The organism is Nocardia sp. NPDC055321, from assembly GCF_053645575.1.
Genome location: NZ_JBSHMS010000045.1, coordinates 19,488 through 36,098 on the forward strand (window position 1 = coordinate 19,488; position 16,611 = coordinate 36,098).

Here is a 16,611-nt window from a genome sequence, read left to right on the forward strand (position 1 = left end):
CTCACTTTCCGAACAGAATCGAGCGGGCGGGCCTGCGCAGCAGGGCGGGTAGTACGTTCAGCGCCGAATCCATGGCCTGGAACAGGCTTTCGTGCTGATCCGTGCGCGCCTGCCGCAGGTGTCGCAGCAGCAGCTCGGCCTCCCGATCGGTGAGCGCGTCCAGCACGGCGCGCGGCTCACCGCCGAGTTCGGTGTACAGCTCGGCCCTCGGGTCCGTCATTCGAGCGATGCTCCTGTCGGGTGAATCGCACGGCGGTGCGATGAATGATGCTCGGGTACTGCGGTTCTCGGTCAGGCGCTGCGGGACAGCCGGGGCCTGGCGAGTGTCCGGTTCACGAAATCGGCGATCTCACCGAGCGCGCGGGTGGCCTCCGGGACGAACCCGGAGGCCGCCTGGAAGACGTGCACCTGACCGGGCCAGGTCTGCAGTTCGGTGTGCACACCGTGGGCGCTCAGCCGCTCAGCGAGCAGAACCGCGTCGGGATAGACCATTTCGTCGCGGCTGGCCTGGATCAGGGTCGGCGGCAAGCCGGTGAGGTCGCAGTGCGCGGGGGACTCCAGCACGGTGTCGCGAACCGCCGCGCGCACGAATTCGCCGAAGATCGGCACCATGGCCGCGGGGAACACCGCGCAGGTTGCCGCCGACGGCGCTGCCAGCTTGGCGGTGAAATCCCAGTCCGCCAGGGGCGCCATGGCCACCAGTGCGGCGGGCGCGGGCAGTCCTCGGCGTTTGACCTCGATGGCGGTCATCATGGTCAGATAGCCGCCCGCGGAATCACCCATCACCACGATCTCCGCGGGGTCCGCACCCGAATCCAGCGCGTACCGGTACGCGTCGACACAGTCCGATACCGCGTCGGCGATGGTGTGCCGGGGCAGTTTCCGGTACTGCACGCTCAGCATCTGCGCGCCGAGCAGCGTCGCCAGGCGACCGACCATGTGCCGGTGCAGCTGACGGCCCCCGACCAGGAACGCGCCACCGTGCGCGTAGATGACGAACCGCCCGCCCACGCGTCGCGCCGGAGTGGCCAGCACCGCGGAACAGTTTGGGAGCGAGCGGAGTTCGCGCTTCACCCCCCGCACCGGCGGCAGCACGCGGCCGAGCTGATCGACGACAGGGTAGGGCCAGCGCCGCTGCGGACCGCGCGACCACGCGGTGATGACGGGCTTGACGGAGCCGCGCACGAACGCGTGCACCATCCGGCCCTGTCGACTCACCCCGTCGAAATCGGTGCGCGCGAACGCCTGTGGCGTGCCGTTGAATTCGGAGCTCATGCCCCTGCCTCCCTCTGCTGCGAAACGGCGGCGCGCCGGTGCGCCGCCGTCGCGGTTCCGCCGCGGATGCTCCGCCGGCGGGACCGGGCCGGCGTCGGCAGAAGGCGCCCGGCCGGCGCCCGGATAGTCTCCGGGCACCGGTGGGCACGACCTGTCGCCGCGGCCGAATCATCAGTATTGGCAGTCCAGGACGGGCGCGTCACTGCACCGAGAGGAGAAAGCGCGCGGGCCGATTAGTCTCCGGGAACAAGGCGCTCGACGGGTGTATTGTCCACGCGCGCAGGGCTCTCGGCCGGATAGAGCCGGTGAATGATGAGCGCCGCGGCGATCAGGCGGGAGCCCCCGGGATCGGCCGGATCGATGCCGGTCAGCTCGGCCACGCGACGCAGACGGTAGCTGAAGGTGTTGGGGTGCACGTGCACTTCCGCCGCCGCCGCTTTACGGTCGGCGCCGAATCGGATATGGGCGTCCAGCGATTCCAGCAGGTGCGGGTGGTCGAGCAGCGGCGCGATGCGGTCGGCGAGCCGGTCCCGCGCGGGTCCGGGGCGCGTCAACTGGAATTCCAGTAGTAGATCGTCCAATTCGTAGACCCCGCCCGGGCGTTCGAGCATGGCGGCCAGCTCCGCGAGTTCGGTGGCCTGCCGGGCGGGTTCCGGCAGTTCGGCGGTGGCGACCCGGTGCCACGGTACGAGCAGCACCGCGGTCCCGAGCTGCTGGGTGAGCATGGTGGCCAGGCGCAGATATCTGGCCCGGCCGCCGTCGGACCGAACCGGCAGCAGGGCGATGCCGGAGCTGCCGTCGAAGGTGTGCAGCGCGCTGGTGCCCACGAGATCGTCGAGCGCGTTCTGGACCAGGCGCAGGCGGCGGCGAGCCATGGCGTGCCCGGCGAGCGGTTCGGCGTGGGCCGCCGATCGGACGCGGATGGCGAGCACGTCGTACTCCGCGGCGGGTCTCAGGTCCGCGCTGACGGCGAGCTCGCCGACGTCCGCGCCGCGCAGCAGCGCCGCGCACAGCGCCCGCCGGGCGTCGCGTTCGATGCCCGTGAACGACTGCTCGACCGCCAGGTAGTCGTCGGCCATGGCCAGGGTGAGGTTGTTCAGCAGGTCGAACAGCACGAGCGAGAACGCGATCAGATCCGGAAGATCCTCGGGCTCGGCCAGTTCCAGCGCCATGGTCCACAGCCGGCGCGCGCCGCCGAAGAAGGCGTCGATGAGCGCGCGCACCGGAATGCGCTCTTCCACGTGCCGCTGGATCACCGGCGTCATGTGGTCCGAGATCTCGGCGACGCTGAAAGGACGCTGTTCCTGGAGCGAGTGCAGGAATCCGGTCATGGTCGCCACGATGGCGGGCAGCACGTCGGGGGTGAAGTGATCGTCCGGAAGTTCGGCCACCTCGGGCATGGTGGCCAGCGATGCCCCGAACAGTTCCTCCGCCACGGTGGGCAGCAGCGCGGTGAAACGCTGGAAGAGGGCGGAGTCGAGATCGAGTTCGGGGCGTACGGCGACCATCGCCAAATTGTCACCGGCGACAGAGTTTGCGGCAAGTTTCCTGAAGAACCGCTTCGCTGGACAGCTGTCTTGCACTCGAGAGACAAAAACCGATCGGGATCTTCTGCGATCCGTGCAGTGACACTCCTCACGCGGCCGCCCTAGATTCGAACACCGGTCCGGATTATTCGGGCCAACGCATTCGGGCCAGGGGAAGGATGCCGCAGGGTGGTAGTCGAGGTCGGCGCGGGGGAGATTCGGAATGCCGGGGCCTCGAGTCGGCGAACCGTGATTTCAACGGTTCGCCAGAATTTTGCTGAAACCGTCTTGGATGCGATCCGCACCTTCGGGCGCGCCGTCGGCATGGCCGAGGAGTCGGTCGTCGTCGCGTTCGGCGATATGGCGCGCAACCGATTCCAGTGGCGCGAGATGATCATTCAGGCCTGGCGGCTGATCACCGTGACCGCGCTGCCCGGATTGCTGATGGCGATTCCCTTCGGGGTCATCGTCTCGGTACAGGTCGGCAATCTGATCCACACGCTCGGTGCGGATTCGCTGCTCGGCGCGACCGGCGGACTCGGCGTGATCAAACAGGGCGCGCCCATGGCCACCGGCTTCCTGCTCGGCGGCGCGGGCGCGGCGGCCATCGCCGCGGACCTGGGGGCGCGCACCATCCGCGAGGAGATCGACGCGCTGAAAACCATGGGCATCAATCCGATTCAGCGGCTGGTCGTGCCTCGCATGGCGGCCATGCTGCTGGTCGCGCCGCTGCTCAACATCCTGATCATCTTCATCGGCGTGCTCGCCGGATACGTCGTGGCCATCGGCGGGCAGGGCGTCACCCCGGGCAGCTACTGGGCGACCTTCGGCTCGTTCACCACCACCGCCGACGTCTGGGTCTCGCTGATCAAGGCGCTGGTCTTCGGCTTCCTGGTGGTGATCGTGGCCTGCCAGCGCGGGCTCGAGGCCAAGGGCGGACCCCGGGGCGTGGCCGACGCGGTCAATGCCGCGGTGGTGCTGTCGGTGGTCTCCATCGTGGTAGTGAACCTGGCCATCACCCAGCTCACCGCCATGTTCCTGCCGACCAGGCTGGCGTGATGGCCGCGCCGTACCGGCCCCGCGCCCTGGCCTGGACCGCGCGGGTGCCCGGTCCGCGCGGCGCGCTGCGCCCGTTCGAATCGCTGGGCTTCGCGGCGGGCTTCACCTGGCAGGTGCTCTCCGCTGTTCCCTTGGCGCTCATGCACTATCGCGCCGAGACGCTGCGGGCCATCACCAATATGACCTGGGGCCGCGGCTCGGTGATCGTGGGCGGCGGGACCGTGCCCATGATGATCGTGCTCGGGCTGGCCATGGGCGCCTCGGTGGGCGTGGAGTCCTTCGCGACGCTGAACATGCTGGGCCTCGGGCCGGTGACGGGCGTGGTCTCGGCCTTCGCGACCACCCGCGAACTCGCTCCCATCGCCGCCGCCATCGGCTTCGCCGCCCAGGCCGGGTGCCGCATGACCGCCGAGATCGGTTCCATGCGCATCTCCGAGGAGATCGACGCGCTGGAATCGCTCGGCCTGCGGTCGGTGCCCTTCGTGGTGACGACCCGCGTGATCGCCGGGGTGGTCGCCATCGTGCCGACCTTCCTGGTCGCCCTGGTGCTGAGCTACCTCGCCTGCCGGGGTCTGATCACCCTGGTGCACGGGCAGCCCGCCGGTGTCTACGACCACTATTTCTTTCAGTTCATCTCCGGATTCGACATGCTCGCGGCGGTCGCCAAGGTCGCCGTCTTCAGCACCGCCGTCATTCTGATCCATTGCTATCAAGGATTTTTCGCCGTCGGCGGACCGGAAGGTGTCGGCATCGCCTCGGGCCGGGCGGTCCGCGCGAGCTTCGTCGCCATCATCGCGATCGACATGGTGCTCTCCATCGCGCTGTGGGGATTCAACGCGGCCATCAGTTTCACGGGATAGGGATATGCCGCACTACGGAATGCCTGGCGTACAGGTCGACAGAAGACAAGCGCTCGCGGCGGGGGCCGTGATCACCGTCGTGGTGACGGCGATCGTGGTCGCCTGGACGGTGACCTCGGGTCTGCGCGAACCCGACCGGGTGCCGGTCACCTTGCGGACCGAGCGGATCGGCGAGGGCATCCGGCCGGGTGTCGACGTTCGCCTGGACGGGCTCGCCGCCGGCACGGTGGACGACATCGAGCCAGGGGAGCGCGGGACGCAATACATTCGGCTGCGACTGGACCCCGAGGCCGCGCGGGCGCTGGACGACAGCATGCTGGTCGACTACGCCGCCGCGAACCTGTTCGGCATCAGCGAGATCGATCTGCGCCGGGGCGCGGGCGGGGCGCCGCTGCGGGCGGGCGCGGTGATCGATCTGACCGGTCCGGGCGCGGCCAAGGCGTACGACGCCACCATGGGTAGTCTGCTGCGCTCGCTGTCGCAGGTGACCAATGACGTGCTCACGCCGCAGCTTTCGAATGTGCTCGCGCGCATCGCCAGTGATGTGGGTGCCTTCACGCCGCTGCTGCAATCGATGGTCGTGCTGGCCCGGACGGTCGCCGACACCCGCACGGTGCCGCTGTCCGAGCAGTTCGGGGCCTACGGGTCGACCCTGGACGGTGTGGGCGTCTTCGCCGGAGCCATCGTGGACGTGATCGGCCAGGCGTACCGCATCGACGTATTGCGCACCGACAGAGCGAAATTCGACGCCACCATCGACATGGTGGTGCAGCGCCTGTTCCCCGCGCTGCAGAACACGCTCTACCACGCCGCTGATCAGTTCTCGGAGTACGCGGGCATGCTCGCTCCGATCCTGTCCGGTGCCGCGGCGATGGTTCCGGAGCCGCAGCGATCCAGTGCCGAACTGCGCGCACTGCTCGACAGCCTGCGCGCGGCCATGCCCGATACCGGGGCGGGACCGGTCCTGAACGTGGACCTGGATCTGAGACTGGTTCCGGCACTGGCCGTTCCGCTGGGCGCCACCGGGGAGGCGCGATGAACACGGCGGGGCGCGCGGGCTGGCGACTCCTGGTGTTCGCGGCCGCCATGCTCGTGGTGCTGGCGCTGATCGTCACCGCCATCCGCCGGCCGGTGGCGGGGGAGACGACACAGTTCCAGGCGCTGTTCACCGACGCCAACGGGCTCAAGACGGGCGATGACGTCCGCATGTACGGCGTGCAGGTGGGCAAGGTGAAAGCCATTCGCCTGCACGGGAATCTGGCCGCGGTGGATCTCGACGTCGAGAACGACTCCGCGATCTACGACAACAGCAGGTTCGCCATCCGCTACCAGAACCTGACCGGCCAGCGGTACGTGGACATTCAGCAGGCCGCCACCCCGGGTACCCGCACCTCCCCGGGGACCGATGTCGGCACCGACCGCACGGTGCCGTCGTACGACGTGACGAGCCTGTTCAACGGGCTCGAACCGGTGCTGTCCACGCTCTCCCCGGAGGCGCTCAACCGGTTCGGTGAGAGCATGCTGGCGGTCATCGACGGCAACGGCAGCGGTATCGGCCCCGCGCTCGACGCGATCGGTCAGCTCAGTTCCTACGTGTCCGATCGGCAGGCCGTGATCTCCACGCTGGTGCGCAATCTCGCGGAGATCTCCGACCGTATCGGTGGTCGCTCACCGCAACTGGTGACACTGCTCGCCAAGCTCTCCGATGTCTTCGAATCACTGCAGGTCAAGATCGACGGCCTGATCGACTTCGCCCTCACCGCCCCGCCGGTGCTCGATCCCATCGACCGGCTGCTCGCCACGGCCGGTCTCACCGAACAGCGGAATCCCGATCTGGACGCCCTGCTGCGCACGGCGTTCCCGAATCCACAGGACATCCTCGACATGTTGAGCAGGCTGCCCGGCGTCGTGGCCGGTCTCGGCGCCACGCTGCCCGGTGGCGGTGCTGCCGAATGCGGCCGCGGCGCCGCGGACATCCCCGCGCCGCTGGCCATCCTCGTTGCCGGACAGCAGGTGACGATATGCCGGCGCTGACCATCCCCGCCGGTGTGCGGAACCGACTCCGCCGGGACGACACCCCCCGCGACGCGGCCGCCCAGCGCCGCTGGGAAACCCGGCGCGGCCTGTTCGGAGCGCTCGCGGTCGTCATCGCACTCGTCGCGGTCGCGGTGCTGTACGCCGTGCCCTTCGGAAAGCACACGTACACCGCCGAATTGACCGAGGCGCAGTCGGTGCGAGCCGGCGACGACGTCCGTCTGGCCGGCATCTCCGTCGGCAAGGTCGAAAGCCTGGAACTGCGACCCGACCGCGTCCTCATGACGTTCACGGTCGACAGCGCCGTGTTCCTGGGCCGCGAGACCTCCCTCGACATCCGGATGCTCACCGTCGTCGGCGGCCACTACGTGGCGCTGTTCCCCGCCGGGACAACCGCATTGGGCTCGGAGCGTATCCCGGCCGATCGAGTGCGGCTGCCCTACAGTCTCGCGGAAGCCTTTCAGGACGCGGCGGCGCCGATCCGCGGCGTCGACGGAGCGACGCTGCGCGGCAACCTCGATGCCCTGGCCGGGGCACTGACCACCGCGCCGGACGGGCTGCGTCAGATGCTCGACGGCGTAGAGAACTTCGTCGACGTGCTCACCCAGCAGCGCTCGGATGTGTCGAAGGCGATCTCCATCTCGGACGAATACCTGCGGGGACTGGTCACCGCCCGCGGCGAACTGAAGCGCCTGGTGGACAAGGTCAACGTGCTCGAAACGGTGCTCGGCGACAAGCGCACCGAAGTCCGCCTCGCGGTGGAGACGCTGAACCGGGTCGTCGGCCGGCTCGCCGGCGTGCAACCCGCCTGGGAGGGAACCCTGAAACCGATGGCCGAGCGGATCGCCGCCGTGGTCCCCGAATTGGACAGGCTCGGTGCGCAACTGGAACCGCTGCTGGGGGCGGTGCAGGCGCTGGCCGGACAGCTGCGCGCACTGACCACCGCCGAGCCCGGCGTCACCGTCGACCGGTCCGAGGTGGTCCTGGACGCCCAGGCCGCGATAGACCCGGCCGCGTTCGGCGAGTTCTGTGTTCCGGTGCGGGGCAGGGACTGCCGATGATCATCAGACTTCTCGGCTCGCGCGGGTTCATGTCGGCCGCGGGCGCACTCGCGGTGGCGGCGCTCGCGGTGGTGGGCTACCTGATCATCGTCCAGCCGCTGCGCGCGCAGAACGCGTACTGCGCCATCATGTCCGACGGCATCGGGCTCTACCCCGGCAACGAGGTCACCATGCGCGGCGTGCCCATCGGCACCGTGCGTTCGGTGGAACCCCGGGGGCGCACCGTACGGGTGGACTTCGACGTGGACGTGGATTACGCACTCGCAGGTGATGTTTCGGCCACGACCGTGTCGCCGACCATCATCGCGGACCGTGCGCTGGCGCTGCTGAGCCCCGACCCGGACGGCCCGCGCTGGGACGGTTCGCAGTGCATCACCAAGACGCTGACCCCCAAGAGCATGACCGAGACCCTCGGCGCGCTGGCCGAACTGTCCAGGCAGACACTGGGTCCCGACGGCGAGAGCCCGGATGCGCTGCGGCGCGGCGTCGCCGCCCTGGACGCGGCGACCGCGGGCACCGGGCCGCAGCTCAACGAGATCATTCGGAAGCTCGGCACCGCGCTGAACTCGCCCGACGCCGCCATCGGTCACCTCGCCGGCGTGATCGACTCGCTCTCGGCCCTCTCGCGCAGCATCGCCGGGAACTGGGGCGACATCAAATCCATGCTGGTGCGGCTGAGTTCGGTACTGAACCAGGTGAACAACGAATTGTTCAGCCGCACGGTCGAGATCATCGACGGCTTCCAGCGGGTGCTGCCGATGCTCAACGACATCACCACGCTCTTCGGTGATCCCATCTTCCGGGTGCTCGACTCCACCGTGCCGCTGGCCGAATTCATCGGGGCGCACGCGAATACCCTGCGCGACCTCATCGGTACCGCTCCCGTGCTGACCGGCGCGTTCGCCGCCGTCACCGATCTGCGGCCCGACGCCACCGGAATCGCCTATCGGCCACCTCGTTTCGCGATTCCGCAGCCCCAGGCCGAGCAGGTCTGCGCGGCGATGAACGCGGTCACCGCCGGTGCCTGCGCGGGTGCGGCGAACGGCCTGGTGGACCTTCGACTCGTGCAGCTGGTGCTGGGAATGGCGGGTGCGCGATGACACGGCGTTCGATCGTCCGGCGTTCGATGATCAGATCCACGGCGACCGGTTCCGCCGGCCGGTGGCGGGCCGGGACCGGGCGCGCCCTGGCCGGGCTGGCGGCCGCCACGCTGCTGCTCGGCGGGTGCGCGTTCGATCCGGCCGCGGTGCCCATCCCCGGTACCGAGGTCTCCGGACCCGCGTACGAGATCGGCATCGAGTTCAGCAACGCGCTGAATCTGCCCATGCGGGCCAAGATCTTCGCGAACGGCGTGCGCATCGGGACGGTCGAGGACGTCACGGTGCACGAATCGGCGGAGCCCGGCGGGCACGGCGGCTACGTGGTGGTGCGCGCGAGCATCAGCGAATCGGTGCGCCTGCCCGTCACGACCACCGCCGACCTGCGGCAGGACACGGTGCTCGGCGATATCCACCTCGCCCTGACCACACCGCCGGACGGGTTCGGCGAGCTGCTCGGCGCGGGCGGAACCATTCCGCTGCGGCAGACCCGGCCGCCGATTCAGATCGAGGACACCCTCGCGGGTATGGCGACGTTCGTGCAGGGCGGTGCGATCAATCGGATGCAGGAGATCGTCAACCGGTTCAATGCCGTGCTGCCCGAGGACCCCGCGCAAACCGCCCGGATCGCGCAGGTGGTCGGCGGCGACGCCATCGATCTGGCGGCGAATCTCGCGCAGGTCGAGTCTCTGCTGAACGGGCTCGGCGGCACCGCGGCGAGCGTGCGCGCCAACGGCGACGAACTGGCGGAGCTGCTCACCGATGACGGGGTGCGGCAGGTGTCGGATTCGGTGACCTCCATCGTCGGTGTGGTCGGCGTGCTGGGCGCGCTCGGTGACGTCGCGCACTCGCTGGCCTGGCTGGCTCCGCTCGCGCAATCCGGTGACGCGGCGGCGGCCGCGTTCGTACCGCTGGCCCTGACCGGGCGGCCGCTGGATCTGAACGCGCCGTCCAATCTGAACGCCCTGGTCGCCCTGATTCGCGACAAGATCATTCCGTGGGTCGAGCACGGCCCGAAGGCGAACATCACCGCCGCGCGGATCACCGGGGCGGGGGAGCCCCCGAGCACCGACGACCAGATCGCGCACATACTCGACGCCCTGCGCATGATCGGAGCCGTGCGATGAAGGCAGGCAACGTGTTCTCCCTCGGCGGGATCGCCCTGATCTGCGCGATCTGCGTGGCCTACCTGAGTTTCGGTGTGCTGCGCGCCGACCCGCTGTCCGAACCGATCCGGGTCGCCATGGCGCTGCCGGAAACAGCCGGGCTGCAGGTGGGTTCGCCGGTGCTGCTGCTCGGGGTGAAGGTCGGTGAGGTCACCTCGCTGCGGCGCGCGGCCGCGGGGATCGAGGTCGGACTCGAGGTCGAACCCGAACGACCGATCGCGGTCGACAGCACGGTGACCATCGAAACCCTGTCCGCGCTCGGCGAGCCCTACCTCGAGTTCGTGCCCGGCACCGACGACGGTCCGCACCTGGTCGACGGCGACCGGGTGCGCACCAAGGCCGTGCGCGTTCCGCCGTCGATTCCGGAGGTGGCCCGGGTGGTCACCCAGGTCATGAACCAGCTCGATCCCCGCGCCATCGAATCGCTGATCGGCACCGCCGGAACGGCATTGGCGGGCACCGAGGCCGTGGTGCCGGATCTGGCGCGCGCCACCGACGTGCTCGCGGCCACCCTGATGACCCGATCCCCGCAGATCGCGTCCATGCTCACCGATCTGCAGTCGATGGTTCCGGACACGGCCTGGACCGGTCCCGCGTTCACCGCCGCCGCACCGGATTTCGTGGAGTTCGGGCAGCGCGTCGACGAGATCGCCAGGGCCGTGGAACGTCTGGTGCGTACCGGTGACACCCCGGCCATGTACCTCGAGGGCCAGGGCCTGGTGCCGTTCCTGGACCGGCTCACCGCCTGGATCGACAAGGCCGGACCCGAACTCCAGCCCTTGATTCCGGTGCTGCTGCCCTTGGCCGAGAGCTCCGCCGCCGCCCCGCGCATCGATATCGGCGCGCTGATCAGCCAGGCCCTGGCCGCCACCGCGCCCGACGGCGCGATCCGGCTCCGGGTCACCGTCAACTAGAGGTTCGAGGACACCATGAGCGACGAGACAACGGGCAGCGCAACGGCATCGGAGACCCCACCGCGTCTCGACAAGGCGCCCGCGCGGACGCCGGCGAGCGGCACCATCTCGGTGCGCCGATCCACCCTGGTCACCGGGGCCGCGCTGCTGGCCGCGGCGGCGGTCGCCGGAACGACCACGACACTGTGGCTGTCGGCTCGCTCCGACCTGAATGCGGCGGACGCCGCCCGGAGCGCGGACCGGCGGGCCGAACAGGTCGCCACCGACTACGCGGTCGGTGCGGCCACGATCGACTACACCCGGGCCGACGCCTGGGTTGGCAAGCTCAAGGCCAATACCTCACCGGAGCTGGCCGGGAAGTTCGACGCGACCGCGGGCAAGCTCCAGGAGATCCTGGTACCGCTGCAGTGGATGTCCACCGCCGCGCCGGTGGCCGCGAAAGTCGCTGGGACGGACGGTGATCTGTACCGGGTGAACGTCTTCGTGAACGTGACCTCCAAGAGCGCCCAGAACCCGGACGGCGTGCAGACCACGGTGACCTACACCGTGAGCGTGGATGCCGCCCGGGGCTGGCAGATCGTCGACGTCGGCGGTAGCGAGGGCGCCTTCCCCGCCAAATAGCCCGATGCCGGGCGCGGTGCGGACCGAGACGGCGCTGTTCGGGAACGATTCCGCGCGGCGGGGTTGGTTCGCGACGCGATGCTCCCGGCGCGGGAAAGCACCGGGAGCACAGGAGCTTCGGTCAGCCCCGGTGATCGCTCGGCCGGGCGTCGAGCTGCTTGCGCAGCACCTTGCCGCTCGGATTGCGCGGTATCCGGTCCAGGGAGCGGAATTCCTTGGGGACCTTGTAGCGTTCGAGCCGGTCGCGAATGTGGGCCTTGAGCTCGTCGTTCCCAGGCACCGAGTGACCGGCCGCCGGGACGACGTACGCGCGCAGTACCTGACCGAATTCCGCACTGGGAACCCCGATCACGACCGCGTCGCCGATCGCCGGATGGTCGGCCAGCACGTCCTCCACTTCTTTCGGATAGATGTTCTCGCCGCCGGAGACGATCATGTCGTCGTCGCGGCCGTCCACATACACCCGGCCGTCGACATCGAGGTGGCCCATGTCGCCGGTGTTCACGTGGCCGTCGACGATCTCCTTGACCGGGGTCGGCGAATTCGCCTCCGCCACATAGCCGTGATAGCCGAGGCCGCCGCGCACGAAGATGGTTCCGGTCTCGCCTGTCGCGGCGGGGGTGCGGTCGGCGCGCAGCACGCGCACCGAGACCCCGATGGCGGGCCGTCCGGCGGTCTTGGGCGAGAACAGCAGGTCCTCGGGGGTGGCGATGGACACCACCCCCGCCTCGGTGGACCCGTAGCCGTTCACCAGAATCGGGCCGAAGGCGGCCAAGAACTTCGAAATCGTCACCGGGGCGATGGGGGCCGCGCCCGTCACCGCCAAACGCAGTGAATCGGTGCGGAACTCGCGGCGGCGCTGCTCGGGAACCGCCATCAGGCGCTGGATCATGACCGGAACGCCGACGAAGACGGTCGCCCGGTGTCGCTCGATATCGCCCAGGGCGACTTCGGGATCGAAGCGGGTGCGGGTGATCACCGTCGCGCCCAGCGCCAGCGCTCCGGTCAGCAGGGCGAGACCGAAGCCGTGGAAGAACGGCGGCGCCAGCACCAGGACGTCGCGGGCGGTGAAGCGGGTCGCCGACATCGAGGTCGCGACCATCTCCAGCAGCACGCGCTGACCGATCGGGCGGGAAACGCCTTTGGCCAGGCCGGTGGTGCCGGAGGTCAGCAGGGTGATCTTCACCGGGACGCGGACGCGCGGCGCGGAGGGATGCGACTGCCGGGCAAGCGAATCCAGGGTCGGGCCGGTCGCGTCGGCGTCCGTGCGCACCCGCGTGCCCCGGTACCCGGCCGCGGCGACGGCCGCCTCGTACTCCGCGTCGTGCACCAGGATGTCCGGCCGGTGCCGATCCAGAATCTGCGCGAGCTGAGCGGCGGGCAGATCGGTGTTGAGGAAGACCAGCTCGCACCCCAGCTGCGCTCCGGTCACCATGGCCTCGATGAAGCCGCGGTGGTTGCGGCACAGCACCGCAAAGGTTTTCGCGCCGGGATGCGTCGCGTTCAGAGCGGCGGCGATGGCCTCGGTGCGGCGCTGAAGGGTTCCGTAGGTGACCGCGCCGCGCTCGTCGATGATCGCGGTGCGATCGGCGTGCCGGGCGGCCGAGATGGCCAGCACCGTCGCGAGCGAGGGACCGTACTGTTGCACAGCGGCCCCGATGCGGACCGCGGTGACCGGGCCGACCGGCGTCAGCGCGCCCGAGGCGAAGAGCGGCAGCACCGCGTCCCGCCAGCGGAAACCCTTGGCGTCATGCGGCATTGCCGTCCCCCTTGACCACGGCCAGCGAGGCTCGAGTGTCCCCGAGGAAGCGGTAGAGGAAGCCTGCCCCTATCTCGAGCGGATTCTGCAGCAGCGCCGCCAGCACCGCGCTCGGCCGGCCGTAGACGGGGGTCAGCGTGCGCGGTTTGCGCACCACGGCGCGGGCGATGATGTACCCGGCCTCGCGGGCGGAATGCCCGGGCAGCGCGGAGATCCAGCCGCTGGGCGCGCTCATGCGCGTGAACATGGCGCCCGCGTAGAGGGTGGTCAGCGTGACGCCGTCCGGGCGCGCCTCCATGCCGACCGCGCGCATCCAGATGTCGAACGCGGCCTTGGAGGACAGGTAGAAGCCCCACTTCGGCGCGACCGGGAACATGACCCCGACTGTCGAGACATTCACGATGTGGCCGGATCCGCGCTCGCGCATGCTCGGCAGCAGCGCCAGCGTCAGGCGCATCGGGCCGATGTAGTTCGCGGCCGTGGTGGTCGCGAGATCCTTCGGCCGGTTGTAGGACAGGTGGATCGAACGGCGCAGCGACTTGCCCGCGTTGTGCACCAGGTAGTCGACCCGGCCGAACTGCGTGAGCACCTGTCCCGCAAAGGAAGTGACCGAATCCTCCGACGCCAGATCCAGCGGGATGGCGACCGCGCTGCCACCCGCCGCCTTGATCTCGGCCACGATCAGTTCGAGCTGATCGGCCGAGCGCGCGCCCAGCACCACCGTCGCGCCCGCGGCGGCGAGCATGCGCGCGGTGGCCTCGCCGAGGCCGTAGGACGCGCCCGTCACGACGGCGATCTTGCCGTCCACCTCGCGGCGCAGCCGGTCCGGATTCTTCAGCCCGAGTGGGCCGATCAGCCAGGCGATACCGCGCCCGAGCGGACCGGCCGCGAGTCTGTTGGTGGGTCCGGTGTCCAGGGAATCGGTCATCGGTCGGGCTCCGTCTCGTCGTCGAGTGCGAATGCGGTGGGGGAGTGCGCCGTATCGGGATCAGCCGGCGCGGTGTGGTTCGGGTGCTGGGCGTGGTCGAGCAGGGCGGCGATGGCGCGAGAGGACAGCGGCGTGCCCGGATCCATCGACAGCACCGCCTGCGCCGTGCCGAAGAAGTTGGTGAGCAACAGCTCTCGCAGCTGCTCCCGGCTCACGACCGGGGCGCGCAGCCAATCGGCGACGGCGCTCTCCACGAACCCGAGCCAGCCCGCGAGCGCGGTGCGAATGAGAGCGGTGCCCGGTCCGCCGGAGACCTCCTGGAGCATGGCGCGGACGAGCTGGTCGAAATACCGCTCGGCGACGGCGCGCAACTCCGGGTCGGTGGCGCGGGCGCTCAACGCCAGCGGGGAACCGAGGTATCGCTCGGCGTGGGCGAAGTACAGGTCCAGGCCCCGGACCAGCCGGGAGAGCGCGGGGCCGCGCAGTGCGCGCAGGCTCTCCCAGAATTCGGCGGTCACCGCCTCGACGGCGGCCAGGTACAGACCGCGCTTGCCGCCGAAGTGATAGGTGATCAGGCCGATCGCCACCCCGGCCCGGCGGGCGATCTCGGTGGTGGAGACCTCGTCCACGCGCTGGGCGGTGAAGGTGGCGACGGCGGCGTCCAGCAGCGCGGCCCGCGCGCCGCCGCCCCGGGCAGACGAGGTTGAAAGTGTTTCAATCGGCGACTGGGCCGGATTCTCTTGAACGGATTTCAAAGCGTTTCCGGTCGCGCCTGCATCGTCGGAATCCGCCGTAACCGAGGTGTCGCCCTCGGTTACGGCGTGATTCGCGGCCTCGGCGTGGATCAGTTCCAGCACTTCCAGACACAGCTCGTTCTTGTTCTGAAAGTTCGAGTAGACAGCGCCTTTCGAGTATCCGGCGGTCTCGGCGACCTGGGTCAGCGAGGTATGCGCCGGACCCTGCGCGACGAAGAGATCACGCGCCGCGCGTACCAGGTCGGCGCGAGTGCGCGCCCGGCTCTGCGCCCGATTCATCCGTGCCATGCGAATCAAGATACCAACGGAATTTGAATACCGGAAGACTCGTCACGCGCGGGCTCTCTCCATCAACACGAACGGCACGGTCAGCAGGGCGAGGACCGCGCCGAGCCACGGAACAGCGGAAACGCTCGCCCCGGAGTTCAGGACGGGGCCGGCCAGCACCGGCACCAGGCCGATGCCGAGCTGAAACGCGGATACCGTGGTGGCCCCGGCCAGGGTGGGTGCGTCACCGGCGATGGTGAACACGCGGCTGTAGATCGCGGGATTCAGGACGAATCCGGCGATGCCCAGCAGCAGCACGAGCGGGATGACGGCGAGCGCGTGCCCGGCCAGCGCCGCGATCAGCACCGAGCACAGGGCGATACCCGCCGCACCGGTCAGCAGGGCGCCGTGCGGCCGCCGATCCGAGATCCGGCCGCCGATGGCCAGGCCGATATACGCCCCCACCCCGAAGAGCACCAGAATCGGTGCGAGCCAATCATTCTCGATACCCGTGACGGTGGTCAGCAGCTCGGCCAGATAGTTGAAGGTGATCATGTAGGCCGCGGTGCTGAGCAGGGTCGCCGCGTAGACGAGCCACAGACTCGGCCGTCGAATGGCCGCGAACTCGCGATCGACGCTGCTCGGCGCGGACTCGGCCGAGGTCGGCGGGAGCAGGACGGCCACCGCGGCGGCCGCCACGACCGTCAGCGCCACCACCAGCCAGAAGCCGCCCTGCCACCCCGTGCGGTAACCGATGAACGTGCCCGCCGGCCCGCCCAGGATCATGGCCAGGCTCAGTCCGCTGATAACCACGCCCGAGGCCCGGCCCGCCCGGTCCGGGGCGACCAGGCTCACCGCCGTCACCGCTGCCACCGCGAAGAACCCGGCGTAGGCGAGCCCCGCCACGAACCGGGTGACCAGCAGGGCGGGGTAGGTGCCGATGAGCAGTCCCGCCGCGATGCTCGCCGCGAACACCACCTGCGACAGCACCAGTGCGGTGCGCCGCGGCCAGCGCAGGCTCACGACCGCGAACGGCGGCCCGCCCACCACCACACCGACCGCGAACGCGGTGATCAGGCCGCCGACGGTGGCCATGCCGACCCCGATGTCCGCGGCGACCGCGGGCAGCACCCCCGCGAGCAGGAATTCCGCGCTGCCCATCGCGAAAAGACTGAAGGCCAGCAGATATACCCCGGCGGGCAGTCGGCCGCCGGTCCCCGGGGCGCGGGCCCCGGACTTCTCGATTGTCGAACTCATGCTTCGGAGCGTGCTGCCCACGGCGAACACCG

At 69.7% G+C, this 16,611-nt stretch carries 16 protein-coding genes and 1 pseudogene; 9 read left to right on the plus strand and 8 right to left on the minus strand.

Annotated features, from left to right (window positions below; translation table 11 throughout):
• Position 1: 1 nt before the first annotated feature.
• The 3 genes from ACWIGI_RS39250 to ACWIGI_RS39260 all read right to left on the minus strand — a co-directional run bounded on the left by ACWIGI_RS39250 (position 2) and on the right by ACWIGI_RS39260 (position 2,783).
• On the minus strand, positions 2-220 hold the full coding sequence (locus ACWIGI_RS39250; protein WP_454208722.1) for a hypothetical protein: 219 nt from the start codon (positions 218-220) through the stop codon (positions 2-4).
• Between the two features lie 71 nt (positions 221-291).
• On the minus strand, positions 292-1,275 hold the full coding sequence (locus tag ACWIGI_RS39255) for an alpha/beta hydrolase (protein ID WP_454208723.1): 984 nt from the start codon (positions 1,273-1,275) through the stop codon (positions 292-294).
• A 233-nt stretch (positions 1,276-1,508) separates the two neighbouring features.
• Positions 1,509-2,783 carry a PucR family transcriptional regulator gene (locus tag ACWIGI_RS39260; protein WP_454208724.1) on the minus strand — a complete coding sequence of 425 codons (1,275 nt, stop codon included), beginning with the start codon at positions 2,781-2,783 and terminating at the stop codon, positions 1,509-1,511.
• 342 nt (positions 2,784-3,125) lie between these two features.
• On the opposite strand from ACWIGI_RS39260, the gene ACWIGI_RS39265 reads away from it, so the two are divergent.
• Genes ACWIGI_RS39265 through ACWIGI_RS39305 form a run of 9 tightly spaced genes read left to right on the plus strand, consistent with a single transcriptional unit; the run spans position 3,126 to position 11,613 of the window.
• Complete coding sequence (locus ACWIGI_RS39265; protein WP_454208747.1) at positions 3,126-3,860, plus strand: ABC transporter permease; 735 nt, start codon at positions 3,126-3,128, stop codon at positions 3,858-3,860.
• Complete coding sequence (locus ACWIGI_RS39270) at positions 3,860-4,720, plus strand: ABC transporter permease (RefSeq protein WP_454208725.1); 861 nt, start codon at positions 3,860-3,862, stop codon at positions 4,718-4,720. The genes ACWIGI_RS39265 and ACWIGI_RS39270 overlap by 1 nt, the downstream gene beginning before the upstream one ends.
• Positions 4,721-4,724: 4 nt before the next feature.
• Positions 4,725-5,759, plus strand: coding sequence for an MlaD family protein (locus ACWIGI_RS39275; RefSeq protein ID WP_454208726.1), 1,035 nt, complete (start codon positions 4,725-4,727; stop codon positions 5,757-5,759).
• Positions 5,756-6,754 (plus strand): MCE family protein, encoded by a 999-nt coding sequence (locus tag ACWIGI_RS39280; RefSeq protein ID WP_454208727.1) that lies wholly within the window; start codon positions 5,756-5,758, stop codon positions 6,752-6,754. Before ACWIGI_RS39275 ends, ACWIGI_RS39280 begins: the two co-directional genes overlap by 4 nt.
• Entirely contained in the window at positions 6,742-7,815 is a 1,074-nt protein-coding gene (locus ACWIGI_RS39285; protein WP_454208728.1) for an MlaD family protein, read from the plus strand. Before ACWIGI_RS39280 ends, ACWIGI_RS39285 begins: the two co-directional genes overlap by 13 nt.
• The gene (locus ACWIGI_RS39290) at positions 7,812-8,915 is read left to right on the plus strand and encodes an MlaD family protein (RefSeq protein ID WP_454208729.1); all 1,104 of its coding nucleotides are present in this window, start codon (positions 7,812-7,814) and stop codon (positions 8,913-8,915) included. Before ACWIGI_RS39285 ends, ACWIGI_RS39290 begins: the two co-directional genes overlap by 4 nt.
• A gap of 26 nt (positions 8,916-8,941) precedes the next feature.
• Complete coding sequence (locus ACWIGI_RS39295) at positions 8,942-10,039, plus strand: MlaD family protein (RefSeq protein WP_454208730.1); 1,098 nt, start codon at positions 8,942-8,944, stop codon at positions 10,037-10,039.
• Complete coding sequence (locus ACWIGI_RS39300) at positions 10,036-10,992, plus strand: MlaD family protein (protein WP_454208731.1); 957 nt, start codon at positions 10,036-10,038, stop codon at positions 10,990-10,992. Before ACWIGI_RS39295 ends, ACWIGI_RS39300 begins: the two co-directional genes overlap by 4 nt.
• 15 nt (positions 10,993-11,007) lie before the next feature.
• On the plus strand, positions 11,008-11,613 hold the full coding sequence (locus ACWIGI_RS39305; RefSeq protein WP_454208732.1) for a hypothetical protein: 606 nt from the start codon (positions 11,008-11,010) through the stop codon (positions 11,611-11,613).
• 121 nt (positions 11,614-11,734) lie between these two features.
• Here the strand turns inward: ACWIGI_RS39305 and ACWIGI_RS39310 are convergent, their stop codons facing one another.
• The 5 genes and pseudogenes from ACWIGI_RS39310 to ACWIGI_RS39330 all read right to left on the minus strand — a co-directional run bounded on the left by ACWIGI_RS39310 (position 11,735) and on the right by ACWIGI_RS39330 (position 16,579).
• Entirely contained in the window at positions 11,735-13,372 is a 1,638-nt protein-coding gene (locus tag ACWIGI_RS39310; protein WP_454208733.1) for an AMP-binding protein, read from the minus strand.
• Positions 13,362-14,300 (minus strand): SDR family NAD(P)-dependent oxidoreductase, encoded by a 939-nt coding sequence (locus tag ACWIGI_RS39315; RefSeq protein ID WP_454208734.1) that lies wholly within the window; start codon positions 14,298-14,300, stop codon positions 13,362-13,364. The genes ACWIGI_RS39310 and ACWIGI_RS39315 overlap by 11 nt, the downstream gene beginning before the upstream one ends.
• Entirely contained in the window at positions 14,297-15,055 is a 759-nt protein-coding gene (locus ACWIGI_RS39320) for a TetR/AcrR family transcriptional regulator (protein ID WP_454208748.1), read from the minus strand. Before ACWIGI_RS39320 ends, ACWIGI_RS39315 begins: the two co-directional genes overlap by 4 nt.
• A gap of 45 nt (positions 15,056-15,100) precedes the next feature.
• Positions 15,101-15,343 (minus strand): annotated as a pseudogene (locus ACWIGI_RS39325) (TetR/AcrR family transcriptional regulator); the annotation flags it as partial.
• A gap of 42 nt (positions 15,344-15,385) precedes the next feature.
• The gene (locus ACWIGI_RS39330) at positions 15,386-16,579 is read right to left on the minus strand and encodes an MFS transporter (protein WP_454208735.1); all 1,194 of its coding nucleotides are present in this window, start codon (positions 16,577-16,579) and stop codon (positions 15,386-15,388) included.
• Positions 16,580-16,611 lie beyond the last annotated feature (32 nt).